The organism is Pseudomonas sp. GW822-FHT06B12, assembly GCF_058799675.1.
In genome coordinates this window covers 1013820-1034341 of the sequence record NZ_JBXALR010000001.1, presented here as the reverse complement: position 1 = coordinate 1034341, position 20522 = coordinate 1013820, and the positions used below count along the sequence as shown (strand labels likewise).

General features: G+C 59.5%; 22 protein-coding genes. 11 read left to right on the top strand and 11 right to left on the bottom strand.

Translation table 11 applies throughout. The annotated features are described in order from the left end of the window. Nucleotides 1-12: 12 nt before the first annotated feature. From fapB to pnuC, 4 genes are all read right to left on the bottom strand, one after another. Nucleotides 13-585, bottom strand: coding sequence for a fibril amyloid subunit FapB (gene fapB, locus AC1RKH_RS04760; RefSeq protein ID WP_493061331.1), 573 nt, complete (start codon nucleotides 583-585; stop codon nucleotides 13-15). A gap of 1 nt (nucleotide 586) precedes the next feature. Beyond that, nucleotides 587-1024, bottom strand: a complete 438-nt coding sequence (fapA, locus tag AC1RKH_RS04755) for a functional amyloid chaperone FapA (RefSeq protein WP_493061330.1) — start codon at nucleotides 1022-1024, stop codon at nucleotides 587-589. A 330-nt stretch (nucleotides 1025-1354) separates the two neighbouring features. Continuing rightward, nucleotides 1355-1879 (bottom strand): AAA family ATPase, encoded by a 525-nt coding sequence (locus tag AC1RKH_RS04750; RefSeq protein WP_493061329.1) that lies wholly within the window; start codon nucleotides 1877-1879, stop codon nucleotides 1355-1357. Then, the gene (gene pnuC / locus AC1RKH_RS04745; RefSeq protein ID WP_123424734.1) at nucleotides 1876-2439 is read right to left on the bottom strand and encodes a nicotinamide riboside transporter PnuC; all 564 of its coding nucleotides are present in this window, start codon (nucleotides 2437-2439) and stop codon (nucleotides 1876-1878) included. The genes AC1RKH_RS04750 and pnuC overlap by 4 nt, the downstream gene beginning before the upstream one ends. Nucleotides 2440-2553: 114 nt before the next feature. Here pnuC and AC1RKH_RS04740 point away from each other — a divergent pair, with 114 nt between their 5' ends. Genes AC1RKH_RS04740 through AC1RKH_RS04730 form a run of 3 tightly spaced genes read left to right on the top strand, consistent with a single transcriptional unit; the run spans nucleotide 2554 to nucleotide 4222 of the window. Then, nucleotides 2554-2967: a hypothetical protein gene (locus tag AC1RKH_RS04740; RefSeq protein ID WP_493061388.1), complete on the top strand. Its 414-nt coding sequence runs from the start codon at nucleotides 2554-2556 to the stop codon at nucleotides 2965-2967. Between the two features lie 35 nt (nucleotides 2968-3002). After that, nucleotides 3003-3833 carry an undecaprenyl-diphosphate phosphatase gene (locus AC1RKH_RS04735; protein WP_493061328.1) on the top strand — a complete coding sequence of 277 codons (831 nt, stop codon included), beginning with the start codon at nucleotides 3003-3005 and terminating at the stop codon, nucleotides 3831-3833. Beyond that, nucleotides 3830-4222, top strand: coding sequence for a DUF1294 domain-containing protein (locus AC1RKH_RS04730; RefSeq protein WP_493061327.1), 393 nt, complete (start codon nucleotides 3830-3832; stop codon nucleotides 4220-4222). Before AC1RKH_RS04735 ends, AC1RKH_RS04730 begins: the two co-directional genes overlap by 4 nt. 9 nt (nucleotides 4223-4231) lie before the next feature. Here the strand turns inward: AC1RKH_RS04730 and AC1RKH_RS04725 are convergent, their stop codons facing one another. Next, complete coding sequence (locus tag AC1RKH_RS04725) at nucleotides 4232-4591, bottom strand: MmcQ/YjbR family DNA-binding protein (protein ID WP_493061326.1); 360 nt, start codon at nucleotides 4589-4591, stop codon at nucleotides 4232-4234. Next, nucleotides 4588-5496 (bottom strand): LysR substrate-binding domain-containing protein, encoded by a 909-nt coding sequence (locus AC1RKH_RS04720; protein WP_493061325.1) that lies wholly within the window; start codon nucleotides 5494-5496, stop codon nucleotides 4588-4590. Before AC1RKH_RS04720 ends, AC1RKH_RS04725 begins: the two co-directional genes overlap by 4 nt. Nucleotides 5497-5624: 128 nt before the next feature. On the opposite strand from AC1RKH_RS04720, the gene AC1RKH_RS04715 reads away from it, so the two are divergent. Next, nucleotides 5625-6236, top strand: a complete 612-nt coding sequence (locus AC1RKH_RS04715; protein ID WP_123424729.1) for an FMN-dependent NADH-azoreductase — start codon at nucleotides 5625-5627, stop codon at nucleotides 6234-6236. A 278-nt stretch (nucleotides 6237-6514) separates the two neighbouring features. Beyond that, nucleotides 6515-7564 carry an alpha/beta hydrolase family protein gene (locus AC1RKH_RS04710; RefSeq protein WP_493061324.1) on the top strand — a complete coding sequence of 350 codons (1050 nt, stop codon included), beginning with the start codon at nucleotides 6515-6517 and terminating at the stop codon, nucleotides 7562-7564. Between the two features lie 11 nt (nucleotides 7565-7575). On the opposite strand, the gene AC1RKH_RS04705 is transcribed toward AC1RKH_RS04710, so the two are convergent. The 5 genes from AC1RKH_RS04705 to efeU all read right to left on the bottom strand — a co-directional run bounded on the left by AC1RKH_RS04705 (nucleotide 7576) and on the right by efeU (nucleotide 13243). Next, nucleotides 7576-8772: an MFS transporter gene (locus AC1RKH_RS04705; RefSeq protein WP_493061323.1), complete on the bottom strand. Its 1197-nt coding sequence runs from the start codon at nucleotides 8770-8772 to the stop codon at nucleotides 7576-7578. Between the two features lie 235 nt (nucleotides 8773-9007). Continuing rightward, entirely contained in the window at nucleotides 9008-9832 is an 825-nt protein-coding gene (gene efeO, locus AC1RKH_RS04700; RefSeq protein WP_493061322.1) for an iron uptake system protein EfeO, read from the bottom strand. A gap of 33 nt (nucleotides 9833-9865) precedes the next feature. Further along, entirely contained in the window at nucleotides 9866-11164 is a 1299-nt protein-coding gene (gene efeB, locus AC1RKH_RS04695; protein WP_493061321.1) for an iron uptake transporter deferrochelatase/peroxidase subunit, read from the bottom strand. A gap of 19 nt (nucleotides 11165-11183) precedes the next feature. Next, nucleotides 11184-12383, bottom strand: a complete 1200-nt coding sequence (gene efeO / locus AC1RKH_RS04690; RefSeq protein WP_493061320.1) for an iron uptake system protein EfeO — start codon at nucleotides 12381-12383, stop codon at nucleotides 11184-11186. Nucleotides 12384-12391: 8 nt separating this feature from the next. Then, a complete protein-coding gene (efeU, locus tag AC1RKH_RS04685; protein WP_493061319.1) occupies nucleotides 12392-13243 on the bottom strand; it encodes an iron uptake transporter permease EfeU in 852 nt (283 codons plus the stop codon). Between the two features lie 215 nt (nucleotides 13244-13458). On the opposite strand from efeU, the gene AC1RKH_RS04680 reads away from it, so the two are divergent. The 6 genes from AC1RKH_RS04680 to AC1RKH_RS04655 all read left to right on the top strand — a co-directional run bounded on the left by AC1RKH_RS04680 (nucleotide 13459) and on the right by AC1RKH_RS04655 (nucleotide 20432). Next, on the top strand, nucleotides 13459-14475 hold the full coding sequence (locus AC1RKH_RS04680) for an AraC family transcriptional regulator (protein ID WP_493061318.1): 1017 nt from the start codon (nucleotides 13459-13461) through the stop codon (nucleotides 14473-14475). Nucleotides 14476-14724: 249 nt separating this feature from the next. After that, a complete protein-coding gene (locus tag AC1RKH_RS04675) occupies nucleotides 14725-16389 on the top strand; it encodes an AMP-binding protein (protein WP_493061317.1) in 1665 nt (554 codons plus the stop codon). A 16-nt stretch (nucleotides 16390-16405) separates the two neighbouring features. Continuing rightward, the gene (locus AC1RKH_RS04670) at nucleotides 16406-17167 is read left to right on the top strand and encodes an SDR family NAD(P)-dependent oxidoreductase (protein WP_493061316.1); all 762 of its coding nucleotides are present in this window, start codon (nucleotides 16406-16408) and stop codon (nucleotides 17165-17167) included. 12 nt (nucleotides 17168-17179) lie between these two features. Next, nucleotides 17180-18373, top strand: a complete 1194-nt coding sequence (locus tag AC1RKH_RS04665; RefSeq protein ID WP_103316484.1) for an acetyl-CoA C-acyltransferase — start codon at nucleotides 17180-17182, stop codon at nucleotides 18371-18373. 143 nt (nucleotides 18374-18516) lie between these two features. Next, on the top strand, nucleotides 18517-19644 hold the full coding sequence (locus AC1RKH_RS04660) for an acyl-CoA dehydrogenase (protein WP_493061315.1): 1128 nt from the start codon (nucleotides 18517-18519) through the stop codon (nucleotides 19642-19644). A 14-nt stretch (nucleotides 19645-19658) separates the two neighbouring features. Then, a complete protein-coding gene (locus tag AC1RKH_RS04655) occupies nucleotides 19659-20432 on the top strand; it encodes an enoyl-CoA hydratase (RefSeq protein ID WP_071550222.1) in 774 nt (257 codons plus the stop codon). Nucleotides 20433-20522 lie beyond the last annotated feature (90 nt).

Genomic DNA, 20522 nt, shown 5'->3' with positions numbered 1-20522 from the left:
TTACCTTTTGGGTCAATCCGCGACCCGTACGCTCAGGGTGTTGGCCGTTCGGTTTCCCACCCCGGCGCTCTGATTCAACTGGATCACTCCACGGCTACCGGTGAAGGCCTGGTCGCTGGTAGCGACCTGGCGATGGCCAGGAGTAAGATCCGTTGAATCGGAGTTGTTGAGCAGCGCCACGTTCTGTTGCAGGAGGACGCTGTCGTCGATACTTTGCGGCGTAGCACTGATGCTTATCCGCAGGGCGTTGGCTTGCTGGTTGCTGGCGCCCGAGCTCTGGTTGACCCCCAGTACGCCATTGCCGTTACTGAAGGCGTTGCCTTTAATGGCTGACTGGGCATCGATCCTGGGATCGACCTGAGTACGCAACCGTTGGCGAATCTGCGTGGTGGCGCTGGCGTCGGTGTCAATGGCGATGGCTCGGGCGTTGGCCTGCTGTTGCTGATCGCCGGCAGCCTGGTTGACCGAGAAGTTGCCCTGGTACTGGCTGCCGGAATTGTCGATGGTGGCCGTATCGATAACAGGAGGTTGGGCAAAGGTCGGCGCACTGCAAAACATGGCCAGAATCAGCAGAGTGCGATTCATTTTATTGCCCCCCCGATAACATTTTCAGACTGCCCAGGCCTTGCTGGATGGTGCCGTCGATTCTGTTGGCAATGCCGTTGCCGGAGCCTGCGGAATGTCCTGCGGACAAGCCGGGCAGCTGTGACTGACCGTTGATGTTGCCGCTCAGCGTGCCGGTGGCTTGAGTGATCGTGCCGGCGATACTTGCACCGCTGCTGATGCCGGAAATGTCACTGTCCGACAGTTCGTTGGTTGCACTGATGACTTGTTTGGACGGGTTGGCATTGACGGTCAGGGGGTTAGGGTCGGGAACCAGGGGGCGGCGAGTCGCGTTACGCGTTTGGACTTCCCGCTGAATGACAATGATCCCATCGGCGGCCTGGACAGGCAGACTGATGACAGAGCTGAACGCACATCCGATCAGCAGGAGGCGGATAAAGCCTTTATCGATTGTCTCCACGTCGGCACTCCCTCTTCTTTTTGCGCTGGCTCTGGTCAGCGTTGTGAAGGAGAGAGCAGAAGCTGTGCCGCTTTTTATTTATTGATTTAATTCAATGGGTTAAAGGGTGGGGCAGGAAGGGGGATGTTTGAGCTGTATCAACCGTGAGACGGTGCCCGCCATCGCGAGCCGGACCCATCGGTCGAAAAGCTCTAAATCAAGTGTTTGCGGGCGAGTGTACCAATGACTTAACAGTCAGCATGACAAGAGGATGAACGCCGTTGATAGGGCTCTTGCGCTGCACTGGAGTGTTTCAGGAATGGACATAACCCACCTCAAATGCAGGTGTTTTCACGGCGTTAGCAATTGCTCCACAGCAGCAAATGCCTGACGGCGGCGCTCGGCCCAATCGCCGTTGATGACCTGCAGTCTTTGCTGGTGCTGTTCCAGCCAGGCTTTTGTTGCGTTGAAGAACGCCAGGCGCTGGCTCAGATCCGGTTGGCAACGTTGGCCGTCATCCGTCCAGCCCACCACTTCAGGGGAAAGCAACAAGTGCAAGTCATACTGCCTCGCCAGCAGCGCGTCCTCGATCCATGCGGGGCATTCGCCAAACAGGGTTTGGCTCCACAGCATATTGCTCAGCAGGTGTGTGTCGAGAATCAGCAACTCAGGGCGCTTGGCCCGGGCGCTGTCTTCCCAGGCCATTTGACCGCGGGCAATCTCCGGGATATCGGCAAGGCAGGTATCACGAGGGTTCTGTTCGATGAAGTAGCGTACGTATTCGCCCACCAGCAACCCACCAAAGTGGCGTTGAAGCTCTGCCGATAACCAGCTTTTGCCACTGGATTCCGGGCCGGTCAGTACCAATACTTTCATGCGCGCAACGCCGGATCGGTCCGCCACTCACGCCAGCCTTGCACGGCGATCAGCGTAAACAGGCCATAGAGTGCGGCGGTCAGGTACAAGCCTTTGTAGATAAACAGCCCGACGAAAATCACATCGACGGCAATCCACAGCGGCCAGCATTGCAGGCGTTTTTGCGCCATCCACAGTTGCGCCACCAGACTGAAACCGGTCAATGCTGCGTCCAGCCAGGGCTGAGCGGCGTCGGTCCAATGAGCCATGGCGGCGCCCAGCAGCAAGCTGCCGACGGCACCGACGGCCAACCCCGCCCACATCGAGCGGCCATCCAGTTGCGTGACTTGCCGTCCATGCTGTGCTTCGCCGGCGCGGGTCCACTGCCACCAGCCGTAGAGCTGCAAACCGGCGTAAATCACCTGCAGCAGCATGTCCGAATACAGCTTCACCTCGAAGAAGATCCAGCTATAGAGCAGCACCATCACCAGTCCGATCGGCCAGCACCAGGGGTTCTGTTTGACCGTCAACCAGACGGCAATCACGCCGAGTGCGGCGGCAAACAGTTCAAGCCCGGACATGAAGGTTCCTTGGTGAAGTCGAAAAGGGCGCCGATTGTAACGCAGGTGGGGGTGTGGCGAGGGGGCTTGCCCGAATGCCGGTCAGTTCAGACGCGGACCCTGTGGGAGCGTGGCTTGCCCGCGAAGAACGATGACGCGCAATGCCTGAAAAACTGCGGTGTTCGCTTCGCGAGCAAGCCCGCTCCCACAGGAGCTGTGTTTCAACGCAAAATGTGTCTACACCCGAAACTGCTTGAGCAGGCTGTTCAACTGTTCACTGAGCTCTTTCAAATGTGCGCTCGCGACGCTCGACTGCTCAGCGGCCAAGGCAGTGCTGTGAGACAAACCCGCCGCTCGGCCTATCCGACTCAAGTTCAATTACGGCGCAGCGTTATTCAGGCATGTCTGATAGGATTTCGGCCGCGTCAGTGGAAACCTGATTTCGCGCTGATTTCTCAGGAGATTTGTGAGATTTCGCGTGGATATTGCGCGCGTCTTGATTCAGCGATGCTGGCTGATCGCAGTGAAGGCTTAAATATTATCGACTAGGCATGCCTTGGAGGCATCGCTTCATTGGGGGATTAATGGATTTTTGGACCGCCGTTCAGGCTTTGATTCTTGGCGTTGTAGAAGGACTGACAGAGTTTTTGCCCATCTCCAGTACCGGGCACCAGATTATCGTCGCGGATTTGCTCAACTTCGGTGGCGAGCGCGCAATGGCGTTCAATATCATCATCCAGCTCGGCGCGATCCTGGCCGTGGTCTGGGAGTTTCGCCGCAAGATCCTCGACGTGGTGACGGGCTTGCCCACGCAGCGCAATGCCCAACGGTTTACCGTCAACTTGTTGATCGCTTTCATGCCGGCCGTGGTGTTGGGGGTGATCTTCGCCAATATGATCCACAAATACCTGTTCAACCCGATCACCGTGGCAACGGCCCTGGTAGTGGGCGGGGTCATCATGTTGTGGGCTGAGCGTCGCGAGCACACCGTGCATGCCGAAACCGTCGACGACATCACCTGGAAAGACGCGTTGAAGGTCGGTTTCGCTCAGTGTCTGGCGATGATTCCCGGTACTTCGCGCTCCGGTTCTACGATCATCGGCGGCTTGTTGTTTGGGCTGTCGCGTAAAACCGCCACCGAGTTTTCGTTCTTCCTGGCCATGCCGACCATGGTCGGTGCCGCGGTGTACTCCGGCTACAAATATCGCGACCTGTTCCAGGCCGCTGACCTCCCGGTGTTCGCCATCGGCTTCGTCACTGCGTTTATTTTCGCAATGATCGCGGTCAAGGGCTTGCTCAAGTTCATTGCCAGCCACAGCTACGCTGCATTTGCCTGGTACCGGATCGCGTTCGGCTTGCTGATTCTGGCGACCTGGCAGTTCGGTTGGGTCGACTGGGCAGCTGCCACATCGTGATCAAGCCACGCAATGGGCGCGGGATTCAAAACCCGCGCCTCAAAGGTCTGATTTTCCTGGTGCTGTGCGCCTTGCCGGCTTTTGGTTCGACTGTTCTATGGTGGCGCGGAATTTCGCTGATTCCGCTTATGGCCTACGCCGTTGTCAGCCTGCTGGCGTTTTTCCTGTACTGGAGCGACAAGCGCAAGGCCCAGGCAGACAGCTGGCGCACACCGGAGAACGTGCTGCACGCAATCGAACTGGCCGGTGGCTGGCCGGGCGCGTTGCTCGCCCAGCAAGTGTTCCGGCACAAGACCCGCAAAGTGTCCTATCAGTTGGTGTTCTGGATCATCGTGCTGCTGCATCAGGTGTTCTGGATCTGGACAGCAGTTTCAAGCTTCAAGCTGTAAGCGGCAAGCCTAAAGCAATAACCCGACCTGCACGCGCTTGGGTAACTTGCTCACTACCAGTTGGTGAGATCGTTGCAGCAAGCCTTGCAGCTCATCGGCGCCAAGCGGGTAGGGCGTTTGCATGATGATCCACTGCGCCCTTGCCAGATAGGGCGCAGGCCCGATGCCCGGGCGATCGACATGCCCCAGAAACAGTTCTTTGTCGACCTTGAACGCCAATGATTCACCCCGCAGGTTTTGCAGGGCGAACATCTTGCTTCCGGCGACAGAAAACACCCGCACGCCGCCCCATTTGTAATCCTCTTGCGCGCCGGGCAGCGCCAGGCAGAAACGCGCCACGTCTTCCTCGTTCATCGGTTTAGCCTTCATAACAAGCGATCCCCGCAGGCTTTGAATGATTCGGTCAAATGGTCGATCCAGGCGCGCACCGCCGGTAGCAAGCCGCGCCGATGAGGGTAGACCGCCAGCAGCCAACCGCCAGGCAGCGACCACTCGGGCAACAGCTGCACCAACGAGCCGTTTTCCAGTTCCTCTTCGCAGTACATCATTGGCAGCAGGGTGAAGCCAAGACCTGCAAGCACGCAGGCTTTGCGCACAATGAAATCATCGATCCCCAGTCGTGCTTCCAGCGTCAGGTCGCAGGTTTTGCCCTGAGCGTCGAGCATGCGCACATGCACCATGCGATCAGCTTCCAGAGCGCCGAGCACCGGAACCTGCTTCAGATCTTCCGGATTGCCGATCGGGTGATCGCGTAGAAAGGCCGGACTGGCGATCATCACCATTTGCGCCTGACGCAGACGCCGCGTAACCAGCAGCGGGTCTTCATCCCCCAGATCACGCACTCTCAAGGCGACATCGATGCCTTCGGTCACCAGATCGACCCGGCGGTTGAGCAACTGCATCTCCAATTGCACTTGAGGGAAACGTTCCAGAAAGGAACTGATGACCGACGGCAAAAACTCATGGGCCAGGCCCACCGGGCAGGAAACCCGCAACCGCCCTCGGGGCTCGCTGGACATGCTGGCCACTGCCTCGTCAGCCATCTCGGCCTCCAGCAGCATCGCCTGGCAATGGCGCAAATAGCGCTCGCCGACAGCGGTCAGCTTGAGCTGGCGAGTGGTGCGCTGGAGGAGGCGGGCACCCAGACGCTCTTCAAGTTCGGCGATGCGCCGTGATAGCCGCGACTTGGGAATGCCCAACAAACGCCCGGCGGCAGCGAAACCGCCGGCTTCGACCACTTTGGCGAAGTAGTAGAGGTCATTGAGGTCTTGCATGGCGTTACTCGATTGTCCTGTCAGTGGGACGAACTATCGCATTGTTGCTGGCTAATCAGCTATTGGTTTCGTCTGTAGGATTGTCCCCACTAGATCGCCCGGTGGCGATCCTCACTTGGAGATCCCACATGAAACTTTTGCACATTGATTCGAGCATCCTTGGCGACAACTCTGCTTCCCGTCAACTGAGCCACAGTGTCGTCCAGGCCTGGAAAACCGCCGAGCCTGCTGCCGTGGTTACCTACCGCGACCTGGCCAGCGACGCCATCAGCCACTTCTCTGCAGCGACTCTGGTCGCGGCGGGCACCACCGCTGAGTTGCGTAACGCCGCGCAACAGCATGAAGCCGAGCTGAGCGCTTCGACCCTGGCTGAATTCCTCGCTGCCGATGCCGTCGTGATCGCAGCGCCGATGTACAACTTCACCATCCCGACTCAACTCAAGGCCTGGATCGACCGCATTGCCGTTGCCGGCCAGACTTTCCGCTACACCGAAGCCGGCCCTGAAGGCCTGTGCGGTAACAAGAAAGTTGTGGTGGTATCGACTTCTGGCGGTATGCACGTCGGTCAGGCGACTGGCGTCGGTCACGAAGAGTACTTGAAAGTCATGCTGGGCTTCATGGGCATCACCGACATCGAGTTCGTCCGCGCCCATGGCCTGGCTTACGGTGACGACGTTCGCAGCAAAGCCATGAGCGATGCTCAGGCGCAGATCAGCGAGCAACTGTTCGCTGCCGCGTAAGGCTTTCGTAAAGAGTTAAAAAGCTCAGGCAAGACCTACTAGACTCTATACCCTGATCGTCGTAAAACGATCGGGGTATGGAGTTTTCCTGTTTCCTAACTTTTCTTTCATGAATCAAAAGTGCTGGTGTTACAGGTGTTGGCCCAGGTTATGCAATCCAGGGTTATCGGCCCCGTTCTGCACAGGCCTTGAAAGCGGCAAAAGCCGACTCAAGGCTCTAAATCCAAGAAATTGGAAGAAAACGGGTATTCCAGTCAGGTAACAAGGTGGGGCATCCCATGGTGCGTCTTTGTGCAATGTTACTGATATGCCTGCTCAGCAGCCTGAATACAGTGCAAGCCGCGTTCGCGCCGCATCCTACCCATTGGAGCGTTGGCTACCATGTGCTGACGTTTCTTGATCCGCTGGATTTGCAGCCGATGCGGGCCATCGCCTTTTACCCGTCGACCGGCATTGAGCATTCAAGCAAGCTCGAGGGTTATCAAGTCCAGGCGACCGAAGACGCAAGGGTCGCGATTGGCCGCTTTCCGATGCTGATGCTCTCCCACGGCAACATCGGTACTCCACTGGCGTTGCATGACCTCGCCACATCGCTGGCACGCAAAGGCTTTGTGGTGGTGGCGGTGATTCATCCCGGTGACAACTCCAAGGACCACAGCCGCCTCGGTACATTAAGCAACCTCTATGGACGGCCGATCCAGATTTCCGAAGCCATTACCGCAACCCTCGCCGACCCGATGCTGTCGCCGTTCGTCAATCCTGACGAAGTCGGGGTGATCGGCTATTCGGCCGGTGGCGAAACCGCATTGATTCTCTCGGGCGCCACGCCGGACCTGAATCGTCTGCGGCGTTACTGCAAGGAGCGTCCTGACGACGGGGACGCCTGCAGCACCAACGGTGAACTGATTGTCGACCGCGATGACTTGCGGCCAGTCGCTGACCCACGGGTTCACGCCTTGTTGCTGATGGCGCCATTGAGCCTGAAGTTTGGTCGCCATACCCTGGCCGGTGTGCATGTGCCGGTGCTGCTGTATAGCGGCGATGGCGACAAACTGGTCGCGCTCGATAAAAACGCCGCAGCGCTCGCTCGCAAACTACCCGTCGCTCCGGATTTCAAACTGCTGGCCGGGGCCGGGCACTTCGTGTTCATGGCGCCATGTACGCCGGAGCAACGGGTGGCGATGCCGGCGTTGTGCACCGATGCCGATGGTGTTGACCGTGAGGACATTCACCGCAACCTGATTTCCGAAGCCGGGCGTTTCTTCGCCCAAACCCTGAGCAAGCCAAGTCGGGCCGGGATGCAGACGGCTGACCAGACTTTGCCGTAGACGCCAGGATCTTACGACGGGCTGAGTGCTGAGCGACGTTTCAGGAGCAGCGTCAGCCCCAGTCCGGTGATCGACAGCAGCGCCGCACAGAAGAAAATCCACGAGTACCCCAGATTCAGCGCCACCGCGCCCATCAATGGCCCGGCAATCGCCAGCGCCAGATCGAAAAACACCGCGTAGGCACTCAAACCGGCGCCTCGACTGGTACTTGGCACTTGCTTGATCGCCTCGACACCCAATGCTGGATAAACCAGCGACAGACCGAACCCGGTCAGCCCCGCACCAATCAACGCCACTGCCGTCGTAGGTGCCAGCCACAACAGGCCCAGCCCCAGGGTTTCGATGCTCATGCAGGCGATCGCCGAGCTGAACCCCCCAAAACGGTTGATGCTGGAGATGAACAGCAGGCGCGCGAGGATGAAGCAGATGCCAAAGACCGTCAGGCACCAGGCCGCGCCGGTCCAACCGCGACTGATATAGAACAAGGTAATAAAGGTCGTCAGTGTGCCGTAGCCAATCGAGGCCAGGCTCAGGCTCGCGCCAAACGGCGCGATGCGCCCGAACACCGCCCAAAACGGCAATCGCTCACCACGAATGACCGGCACCGAAGGTTTGTTGCGAATCAGCAGCAATGCCGCCAGCGCCAACACCGAGAGCGCAATCCCAAGACTCACAAACCCCAACTCACCGACCATCACCACACCCAGTGGTGCGCCAATGGCAATCGCGCCATACGAGGCAATGCCGTTCCAGGAAATCGAGCGGGCGGTGTGCTCGGCACCCACCTGGCCCATACACCAACTGATGGTGCCGACACCGATCAAGCCTTGGGCGATCCCCAACAACAATCGACCGCCGATCAGAATCATCAGGCTCAGCAATGGCAGGTTCTGCAACAAGGTCGACAGCAACGTCAGCACGCCACTGAGCACGATCCCCAGCAAGCCATACACAATCGCCCGTTTGGTGCCGATGCTGTCAGACATACGGCCCGCCATAGGGCGGCTGAGCAGGGTGGCGAGGTACTGCGAACCGATGGTCAGGCCGGCAACGATGGCGCTGAAACCCAGTTGTTCATGCACATAGCCCGGCAATACTGCAATCGGCAGGCCGATGCAGAGGAAGGCAACAAAGGTATAAAAAACGATGGAGACGATCTGCAGGGTGATCGCCATGGAGCTGACGGGAGGCGTTTGTTGCGCAGACATGAGGGCTCGTTCGCGGGCGGGCGGCAGGAGAGCTGCATCATGGCGCGGGTCTGAAATAAAAGGAAGCAGGCTAACGGTTGTTTACAGGTGGTGGGCGCCCGTAAGACCGCCTTCGCGAGCAAGCTCGCTCCCACATGGGTTCTATGTTGATCACAACAGTGTGGTCAGACACAGATCCAGTGTGGGAGCGAGCTTGCTCGCGAAGGCGTCAGTTCAGGCAACGTTGAAACAACGGTTAATTCAGACCCAACTTGCCACGCAGGGTCGACAGGTCTTCAGCCAGGGTGTTGACCGGCCCGACCAATGCCTTGCGGTCGTTTTCCTTGACCTTGTCGTAGGTCTCGAAACCACCGTCGGCGGTTTTGTACTTGGCCAGAATCTTGTTCACGCTGGCGAAGTTCTTGTCGACTTTGGCAACGAAAACCTTGTCCTGCTTCTCAAGCTGCGGACGGAACAGGTCGACGATTTTCTTCGCACCGTCGATGTTGCCCTGGAAGTCATACAGGTCGGTGTGGCTGTAGCGGTCTTCCTCACCGGAGATCTTGGTGGCAGCGACTTCTTCGAGCAAGGTAGCGGCGCCACCGACAACTTTTTCTGGCGGGAAGGTCAGGCCGGCAACGCGGGTTTTCAGTTCTTTGACATTGTTATTCAGACCATCGGCCAGATCACCGAGGCCCTCGGTAGTCTTCTCGGAGAACAGCGTGTACTCAATGCGGTGGAAACCGGTGAAGTCTTCAGCCTTGACACCTTTTTCGTGGTCGTTGACGCGCGAGTCGATGGACGCATCCAGGTCACTGAACAGCTCGGCCATCGGCTCGATCGACTCGTAGTACACACGGGTCGGCGCATAAAGCTTCTGAGCGGTAGCCAGGTCGCCTTTTTTCACTGCGTCGGTGAATTGCTGGGTGTGGCTGGCAAACCCGTCGAGCTGTTCGGTGACGTAGATTTTGTAATCCGAAATCGGTCCCACCAGATCCAGCGGCGCTGTGGCAGCGAAAGCCGAAAGTGGGGGGTGGAGCAAGCCAAGGGCAACCAGCAAAGCGAGAGGCGACTTTTTCATGGGACGTTTCCGTGGGTTTGTTGTGATTAGGGGTCAAGCCGTGGTTTTCGGTTGAGTGGCATTGAGCAATGAACGACCGATGAAGTCCTTGTCGCCGGTAACACCTGGCAAGGTGAAGAAATAGCCGCCGCCGATAGGCTTGAGGTATTCCTCCAGCGGCTCGCCGTTGAGTCGGGTTTGCACGGTGATGAAACCGTTGTGCAGATCGGCCTGGTAGCAGATGAACAGCAAGCCCATTTCCAGCTGACCGTTTTTGCTCACGCCGTTGGAGTAGTTGAACGGTCGACGCAGGATCAGGTTGGCCTGGGTCGCGGCAGTGCGCGGGTTGGCCAGGCGGATGTGCGCGTCCATTTTGGTCAGCTTGCCGTGCGGATCCTTGGCGTAGTCCGGGACCTGGCTTTCATGGCTGCCGCCCATGGGCGCGCCGGTACTTTTGACCCGACCGAGAATGCTTTCCTGTTCTTGCAGCGGCGTGCGATCCCAGCGCTCGACAAGGTTGCGGATAATCCGCACCGCCTGATAACTGCCATTGGCCGCCCAGGCCGGCTCATCGCTGCCCGGTTGCACCCAGACAATCTGTTCCATGGTTTTGTTGTCGTTGGAATCGGGGTTGGCCGAGCCGTCACGAAAACCGAGGAAGTTGCGCGCGCTCTGCGCAGGTGTTCCAGGCTTGGCCGGCGCTTGCGGCGGCACGCTGCCTTCCTGTTTCCAGCGCACCAGCAGCAAGTCCGGCAGGTTCTTCACGATGTCGCGCAAGGCGTGAATATTGGTGTCCGCGGTGTTGGAGCAGAACTGCAGGCTCAGGTCGCCGTGGCAGAGCTCGGGTTGCAGCGCATCGTTGGGGAAGCCGACCATGCGGATCAACCGCTTGGGCTTGGCGCTGGCCAGGCCGAAACGCTCGTCGAACAGCGATTCACCCACCGACACGGTGATGGTCAGGTTGTCGGGTGTTACCACCGGGCCGAGAATCCCTGAGTCCATGGGTGGTAATTTCGGGTCGACTTGAGCCACCGGGCCGCCGGTCATCAGGAACGCAATGCGCTGGTTCAGCGTGCGAAACAACCGCTCCAGGTCTTCGCGATCGGTAGCCAGTACGTCGAACGACACCAACATGCCGCACGCCGGGCGCGGCGTGACGATGCCGGTCTGGTGCGGGCCATGGAAGTCATGGCGATCCTGGGTTTTGTCGCTGTTCGGTGCTTCAGTGACTTGTGCCGGGCTGGCGGCCATGGCCGGGCAGCTCAAGGTGCTGCCTGCCAACGCGACGCCGGCGGCGCCCATGCCCAATAAGACGCGGCGACGCTGGGCATTGATCTGATCTAAATCGTTCATCTGATTTTTTGTCTTCTGCTTACAGGCCGGAAAGGCCAAGGGCGGGATCGATTCCATCGAGTGCATCGGCCAGAGCCTTGGCCTTGTCGGCGAGTCGTGCGCGTTGATCGGCGCCGACGCTGTCGTAACTGCTGTAGCCGTCCTGCACTCGCAAGCCATTGAGTTCGGCATCGAGAGCGTGGGTGGCCGTGTCCAATCGGGTCAGCAATGCTGCGGCGGACTTGCTCAGTAACGGACGCAACAGATCGAGCACTTTGCGGGTGACCTCAAGGTTGCCGGCAAATCCGTTGAGGTCCGTGTGGCTGTAGCGTTCTTCTTCGCCGCTGTTGGCTCGAACATCGGCCATGTTGCGGATGTTGCGTGTGACGATGCTCACCAGTTGCTCCGGCGGCAGCGACTGAGCCAGCAGTTGTTGCTTGAGCTGGGTGACATCGGCCAGCAGGCGCTGAGCGATCGGCGCCAGACCTTCGATTTTTCGTTGCTGGAACAGCGCGTATTCGAGGCGATGGAAGCCGACGAAATCCGGATCCTGCTCGCGCTTTTCAAAGTAATCGGCGCGAGCATTGATGACCTTATCCAGTTCCGCCAGACGTTGAGCCGCCGGCGCGATACGTTGATAGGCAACGCGGGCCGGCACGTAGAGCGCCTGGGCCTGGCTCAGGTCACCGGCGTCGATAGCCTGTTGCAACGCGGTGACAGCGTTAATCAGTGCAGTGCCTTGACTGCTCAGGTAAACGCGAAACTCCGACAACGGGCCGATAAACGCCACCATCGACGGCCGTGCCTTGGCCGCAGCATCGGATGCCGCGGTGGGCGTGACGTGCAGGGTGCCGCGTGGGTTACTGAGCAGACCGCAGGTAATCGCGTAGTCTCCCGGCAACAGGTTGGCGGTGATCACCTGGCTCAGGCCGGGGGCGATGTTTTCCCGCTCTACAAGCACCAGCACGCCGTCGAGGACTTCCCATTCAACGGCACGATCCGAGCGGTTGACGATGCGGAAACTGCTGTGACCCGCCGGGACGCTCAGAGCATTTGGCTCGCAACTGTGCGGGTTAATAGTGACGGTGATCTCGTCGTGGTTGATCTGGCGCTTGGCCGCGGCCATTTGCGACGCGTAGTAGAACAACCCGCCAGCAGCGATCATCACGATCACCGAACCGGCCACCGCCCAACGCAGGGCGCGGGGAGGCGAGGTCTGAAGAGGGGCCTGGTTTGACATGAATGCCCTTAATGGCTGGAAACGGAAGAAGGTGGCGTGGTGGCCGGTTTGGCAGGCGCGCTACCCGGAAGGAAGAACATCACCAGCGCGACCACCAGATAAATCAGGTACGCGCCCAGGGTGCTGACGGTCGGTGCATCCTGATAACCGAACATGCCGGCCAGCACTGATCCGAGCGGGCCATCCATCGGCAGGGTTGCGCTGAAGTCGAACAAGACCGTTTGCAGGTGATTCCACAGTCCGGCTTCGTGCAGTGCCCGCACCGAGCTTGCGAGAATGCCGGCCGCCACTACCAGAATGAACAACCCGGTCCAGCGAAAGAACACGGCCAGGTTCAGGCGCATGCTGCCGCTGTAGATGAGGAAACCGATGACAATCGACAGCGCCAGGCCGAGCAGGGCACCGACAGGCGCTCCCGGACCTTCGCTTTGCTGGAATACCGCGAGCAGGAAGAACACGGTTTCCAGACTTTCCCGGGCGACGGCGAAGAACACCATGGCAATCAGTGCAGTGACCTGGTGTTTGGAACCGGCCATCGCGTGATCGAGTGAAGCGTGCAGCGAGTGTTTGATCGAGCGCGCCACTTTGCGCATCCAGAACACCATGGAGCTCAGAATACCGACCGCCAGCAGGCCGATCACGCCTTCGAAGAGTTCCTGTTGTTTTTGCGGGAACTCGGCGCTGACCAACTCCAAGCCACCACCCACCAGCAGGGCCAGCGCGACGGCGAGGAAAACTCCGATCCACATCGCAGGCATCCATTGGCCGCGTCCGGTTTGCTTGAGGTAACTGGCAATAATGCCGACGATTAACGCCGCTTCAACGCCTTCGCGCAGCATGATCAAAAAGGGAACCAGCATTCAGCACCGCGTTGGCTATAGAGTGGAAGCTAATTTGTAACATAATGATACTCATTACTAAATAGAGATGATTGGCATTTATCTGAACGGTGACTGAACAACATAAAAGATCGCAGCCCAACGTAGGAGCTGCCGCAGGCTGCGATCTTTTGATCTTAAGAAATCAACGCCTGCGCTAAGATGGCCGACCAACAAAAAAGGGTTCACCACGCTCAATGTCGGAAAAAGACACCATCTCCATTCACCTGGTGCGCGAAGCACTGTTGCAAAGCTGCGAGCCGGGCGTGGTCAGTGACGAGATCTTGCTCAAGGTCGGGATTGAGCCACGCTTGCTTGACGTGGCTGACGCTCGTGTTCCGGCCACGGCCTATGCACGGCTCTGGCGGTTACTGGCGCGACGCATGGACGACGAGTTCTTTGGCATGGACCCGCGCCAGCTGAAATCCGGCAGTCTGGAATTTCTTTGCCGTTGCGCCATCGCGCAGCCGACGCTGGCAGCAGGGTTGACGTCTGGTCTGGGGTTTCTGTCGTTGATGCTTGAACGCATGCCGGCGCAGTTGGTTCATCAGCAAAGCCTGGCGGAAATCGTCCTGCTCGAAGACGACCAGGACCCGCGTCGCGCCTTCACTTATTTCACCTACTGGATGATCGTCCATGGCGTTGCCTGCTGGCTGGCAGGGCGACGGATACCGATTCTGGCGATCGAACTGCGCTGCGCGGAACCGGACTTCTGTGATGACTATAAAGTGATGTTCTCCGAGAACCTGCGTTTCGACCGACCGCGCACCCGGATGATCTTCTCGGCGGAGTGCCTGGATCTGCCGATCAAGCGCAGCAGCGACGAGCTCAAGCGTTTTTTGGCCCATGCGCCAGCCAATATCCTGGTCAAGTACCGCGATCCGCAAAGCCTCGCCAGCCGGATCAAACACGACTTGCGGCAACTGCCCGCCGAACAGTGGCCGGAAACCGACAGCCTGGCGCAGCGCCTGTGCATGTCCGCATCGACATTGCGTCGACGGTTGGCGGAAGAAGGGCAGACCTATCAAGGCTTGAAGGACAGCGTGCGCAAGGAGCTGGCGATTGTCTGGCTGGCCGAACCTTCGATCAGCTTCGCCGAGATCGCCACGCGGCTCGGGTTCGCCGATGCCAGTTCGTTCTACAAGGCGTTTCGCAAATGGTCGGGGTCCAATCCCGGGCATTACCGCAGTTTGATCCTCAACGAAGCCCATTGATCCAGACCCTGCGTTGATACGGCCGGCCTCATCGCGAGCAAGCTCGCTCCCACAGGGGAACGCATTCCAAAGGTGGGAGCGAGCTTGCTCGCGATGAGGCCATCCCTGACGCTACATCTCCCAAATCTTGGCCAAACCAGTCACGCAACTTGAAAGCTTTGACCATTGTCCCGCGTCGCCCGCGGAGCGAGTATTTCCTGGATTTTTACGGTTCCCCCAACCCAATAAAAATACAGAGGGATTCTGGCAATGCGCGATTACCTGTCTGCGACTTCACAGTTCAACTATCAGCACACCGTCGAGGCGGCGCTCAAAGGCTCGTTGACGGCCCTCAACGCCTGCGTTGAATGCTGCGACCGCCATGCGTTGCCCGGGCGCATCGCCTTGTTCTGGGAGGGCCGCGACGGTGCCAGCGCCACATACACCTTCAGCGACTTGCAGGACAAAGCTGCGCGTTTTGCCAATTTCCTGCTGGCTCAAGGTGTGAAGAAGGGCGACAAGGTCGCGGGTCTGCTGCCACGCAATGTCGAATTGCTGATTGCGGTTTTCGCCACCTGGCGTATCGGCGCGGTCTACCAGCCGCTGTTTACCGCCTTCGGCCCGAAAGCCATCGAACACCGCCTCAACAGTTCCGGCGCCGCCGTGGTGGTGACCGATGCGGTCAATCGCCCAAAGCTCAGTGAAGTTGCCGACTGCCCGACCATCGTCACCGTTGGTGGCCCGAAAGGTCAGGGCATCGTGCGCGGTGATTTCAGTTTCTGGGCCGAACTGCCCAACTATTCCGCTCAGTGCGAACCGCTGCTGCTGAGCGGTGAAGACCCATTCCTGCTGATGTTCACTTCGGGCACCACCGGCCCGTCGAAAGCCCTGTCGGTGCCACTCAAGGCGATTGTCGCGTTCCAGAGCTACACCCGTGACGCGGTGGACCTGCGCCCTGAAGATGCTTTCTGGAACGTTGCCGATCCGGGTTGGGCTTATGGCATCTACTTTGGTGTGACCGGACCGTTGTCCATGGGCCATCCGATCACCTTTTACGATGGTCCGTTTACGCTCGAAAGCACCTGCCGGGTGATCAATAAGTACGGCATCACCAACCTCACCGGTTCACCGACCGCCTACCGTTTACTGATCGCTGGCGGCGATGAGTTCGCCCGTTCGATCAAAGGCAAACTGCGCATCGTCAGCAGCGCCGGCGAACCGTTGAACCCGGAAGTGATCCGCTGGTTCGCCGACAACCTCGACGTGGTGATCCACGACCACTACGGCCAGACCGAACTCGGCATGGTGCTGTGCAATCACCATGGCCTTGAGCATCCGGTGCATGTCGGTGCGGCCGGGTTTGCCTCGCCCGGTCACCGGATCGTGGTGCTGGATGAGGCCTGCAACGAATTGTCGGTCGGTCAGCCGGGGATCCTCGCCATCGACCGCACGCAATCGCCGATGTGCTGGTTTGCCGGTTACGAAGGCGCGCCAACCAAGGCCTTCGTCGGTAACTATTACCTGAGTGGCGATACCGTCGAACTGAACCCGGACGGCAGCATCAGCTTCGTTGGCCGCAGCGATGATGTGATTACCACTTCCGGCTACCGGGTTGGCCCGTTCGACGTGGAAAGTGCGTTGATCGAGCACCCGGCAGTCGTCGAGGCGGCCGTGATCGGCAAGCCGGATCCGGAGCGCACCGAGCTGGTGAAAGCCTTCGTCGTGCTCAGCGCGCAATACCGTGCTTCGCCCGAGCTTGTCGAGGAGCTGCGCCAGCATGTGCGCAAGCGCTTGGCGGCGCACTCATACCCGCGTGAAATCGAATTTGTCAGCGAGTTGCCGAAAACCCCAAGCGGCAAATTGCAGCGCTTTATCTTGCGCAACCAGGAAATCGCCAAGGCTCAAGAGGCCACGGCGAAGAACGTTTCAGCTTGAATCCAAGGAAACAATGATGCAGATCGAAAACAAGGTTTTTCTCGTCACCGGCGGTGCGTCGGGCCTGGGCGCGGCCACGGCTGAAATGCTGGTGGGCGCCGGTGCCAAAGTCATGCTGGTGGACTTGAACGCCGAAGCCGTCGCCGCTCAGGCAAAACGGCTCGGCGCGCATTGCGTCGTGGCGGACATCAGCCAGGAAGCGGCAGCAGAAGCGGCGGTGCAGGCAGCGGTTGCAGCCTTTGGCGGCCTGCACGGGCTGGTCAACTGCGCCGGTGTGGTCCGTGGCGAGAAGATCCTCGGCAAGAACGGCCCGCATGCGCTGGCCAGTTTCAGCCAGGTGATCAACGTCAACCTGATCGGCAGCTTCAACATGCTGCGCCTGGCGGCTGCGGCGATTGCCGAAACCGAAGCCAATGAAGACGGCGAGCGTGGAGTGATCATCAACACCGCCTCGGTGGCGGCTTTCGACGGCCAGATCGGCCAGGCTGCTTACGCGGCGTCCAAAGGCGCGATTGCCAGCCTGACCTTACCCGCCGCGCGTGAACTGGCGCGCCTCGGTATCCGCGTGATGACCATCGCTCCGGGCATCTTCGAGACACCGATGATGGCCGGTATGACCCAGGAAGTTCGCGACTCGCTGGCCGCTGGTGTGCCGTTCCCGCCGCGCCTTGGTAAACCGGTTGAGTACGCCGCGCTGGTCAGGCATATCATAGAAAATAGCATGCTCAACGGCGAGGTGATCCGTCTCGACGGTGCCTTGCGTATGGCCGCCAAATAAGGAGTATTTGTCATGACTATGTCCCACGATCCAATCGTTATTGTCAGCGCCGTCCGCACCCCGATGGGCGGTTTTCAAGGTGAACTGAAAAGCCTCAGCGCGCCACAACTCGGCGCTGCCGCGATTCGCGCTGCCGTCGAACGCGCCGGCGTGGCTGCCGATGCAGTAGAAGAAGTGCTGTTTGGTTGTGTGCTGTCTGCCGGCCTCGGTCAGGCCCCGGCACGCCAGGCTGCGCTGGGCGCCGGGTTGGACAAGTCGACCCGTTGCACCACCCTGAACAAAATGTGCGGCTCGGGCATGGAGGCCGCCATTCTGGCCCACGACATGCTGCTGGCCGGCAGCGCCGACGTGGTGGTCGCTGGCGGGATGGAAAGCATGTCCAACGCACCGTATCTGCTGGACCGCGCCCGCAGCGGTTACCGCATGGGCCATGGCAAAGTGCTCGACCACATGTTCCTCGACGGTCTGGAAGACGCCTACGACAAGGGCCGCCTGATGGGCACCTTCGCCGAAGACTGCGCCGAGGCCAACGGCTTCACGCGTGAAGCGCAGGATGAGTTCGCAATCGCTTCGACCACCCGCGCACAGCAGGCGATCAAGGACGGCAGTTTCAACGCCGAAATCGTCCCGTTGCAGGTCATGGTCGGCAAAGAGCAAAAGCTCATCACCGATGATGAACAACCACCGAAAGCCAAACTGGACAAGATCGCCAGCCTGAAACCGGCGTTCCGCGACGGCGGTACGGTGACGGCGGCCAACTCCAGTTCGATTTCCGACGGCGCGGCGGCATTGCTGCTGATGCGTCGTTCGGAGGCTGAAAAACGTGGCCTGAAACCGCTGGCGGTGATCCACGGTCACGCGGCCTTCGCTGATACGCCAGGACTGTTCCCGGTGGCACCGGTGGGCGCGATCAAGAAACTGCTGAAGAAAACCGGCTGGTCGCTGGATGAAGTCGAACTGTTCGAAGTCAACGAAGCCTTCGCGGTGGTCAGCCTGGTGACGATGACCAAGCTGGAAATCCCCCACAGCAAGGTCAACGTCCACGGCGGCGCCTGTGCGCTGGGCCACCCGATCGGTGCTTCTGGCGCGCGGATTCTGGTGACCTTGCTCTCGGCCTTGCGCCAGAAAGGCCTGAAACGCGGCGTTGCAGCCATCTGTATCGGCGGCGGTGAAGCCACGGCCATGGCCGTTGAATGCCTGTACTAAGGCCAACGCCAATCCCTGTGGGAGCGAGCTTGCTCGCGATGGCTGACTCACATTCAACATTCCTGCTGAATGACACACCGCCATCGCGAGCAAGCTCGCTCCCACAGGTTCTCGCATTCAGGTTTGATTTTTAAGGAATTGGCATGATTCCCAATGACGAACAACTACAGATCAGCGATGCGGCCCGGCAATTCGCCCAGGAGCGGCTCAAGCCGTTCGCCGCCGAGTGGGATCGCGAGCATCGCTTTCCCAAGGAGGCCATCGGCGAGATGGCCGAACTGGGCTTCTTCGGCATGCTGGTGCCGGAGCAGTGGGGCGGTTGCGACACCGGTTACCTGGCGTACGCCATGGCCCTGGAAGAAATCGCCGCCGGCGATGGCGCCTGCTCGACCATCATGAGCGTGCACAACTCGGTGGGTTGCGTGCCGATTCTCAAGTTCGGCAACGACGATCAGAAAGAGCGCTTCCTCAAACCCTTGGCCAGCGGTGCGATGCTCGGGGCGTTCGCGCTGACCGAGCCGCAGGCCGGTTCCGACGCCAGCAGCCTGAAAACCCGTGCCCGGCTGAACGGCGATCACTACGTGCTCAACGGCTGCAAGCAGTTCATCACTTCCGGGCAAAACGCCGGGGTGGTGATTGTCTTCGCGGTCACCGACCCGAGTGCCGGCAAACGCGGAATCAGCGCTTTCATCGTGCCCACCGATTCACCGGGCTACAAGGTTGCACGCGTTGAAGACAAGCTCGGCCAGCACGCCTCGGACACCTGCCAGATCCTTTTCGAGGACGTGAAGGTGCCAGTGGCCAATCGGCTGGGCGAGGAGGGCGAAGGCTACAAAATCGCCTTGGCCAACCTTGAAGGTGGACGTGTCGGAATTGCCTCGCAATCGGTCGGCATGGCCCGCGCCGCATTCGAAGCCGCTCGCGATTACGCCCGTGAGCGTGAGAGTTTCGGCAAAGCGATCATCGAGCATCAGGCAGTAGCCTTTCGACTGGCGGACATGGCCACGCAAATCGCCGTCGCCCGGCAGATGGTGCATTACGCTGCCGCCCTGCGTGACAGCGGCAAACCAGCGCTGGTGGAAGCCTCGATGGCCAAGCTGTTCGCCTCGGAAATGGCCGAAAAGGTCTGTTCGATGGCGTTGCAAACCCTCGGTGGTTACGGTTACCTGAGCGACTTCCCGCTGGAGCGCATCTACCGCGACGTGCGGGTTTGTCAGATCTATGAAGGCACCAGCGATATTCAGCGCATGGTCATTTCGCGCAATCTTTGAGAAGGAACGCTTGCATGAGCTACGAAACGATTTTGTTGGAAGTCCAGGGCCGCGTGGGGCTGATTACCCTCAACCGCCCACAAGCCCTGAATGCCTTGAACGCGCAGATCGTCAGCGAGTTGAACCATGCGCTGGACGGTCTGGAAGCCAATCCGGAAATCGGCTGCATCGTGCTGACTGGCTCGAAAAAAGCCTTTGCCGCTGGCGCCGACATCAAGGAAATGGCCGAGCTGACCTATCCGCAGATCTACCTCGACGACCTGTTCAGCGACAGCGATCGGGTTGCCAACCGACGTAAGCCGATCATTGCGGCTGTCGCCGGTTTTGCCCTGGGCGGCGGTTGTGAGCTGGCACTGATGTGCGATTTCATTCTGGCCGGTGATAACGCCAAATTCGGTCAACCGGAAATCAACCTCGGCGTGCTGCCGGGCATGGGCGGCACCCAGCGCCTGACCCGAGCGGTGGGCAAGGCCAAAGCCATGGAAATGTGCCTCAGTGGCCGCTTGATCGATGCGGTGGAAGCGGAGCGCTGCGGCATCGTTGCGCGCATCGTGCCGGTGGATGAGCTGTTGGATGAAGCGCTGAAGGTTGCAGCGCTGATCGCCAAAAAATCCTTGCCGATTGCGATGATGGTCAAGGAAAGCGTTAACCGCGCCTTTGAAGTCAGCCTGTCCGAAGGTGTGCGCTTTGAACGTCGGGTATTCCATGCGGCGTTCGCCACACAGGATCAGAAGGAAGGCATGGCGGCGTTTATTGCCAAGCGTGAGGCCGAGTTCGTCGGTAAGTAATGCAGCGTCCTCACTGACGTCATCGCGAGCAAGCTCGCTCCCACATTGGATCTCCGGTACTCAGAGGTCCTTGTGGGAGCGAGCTTGCTC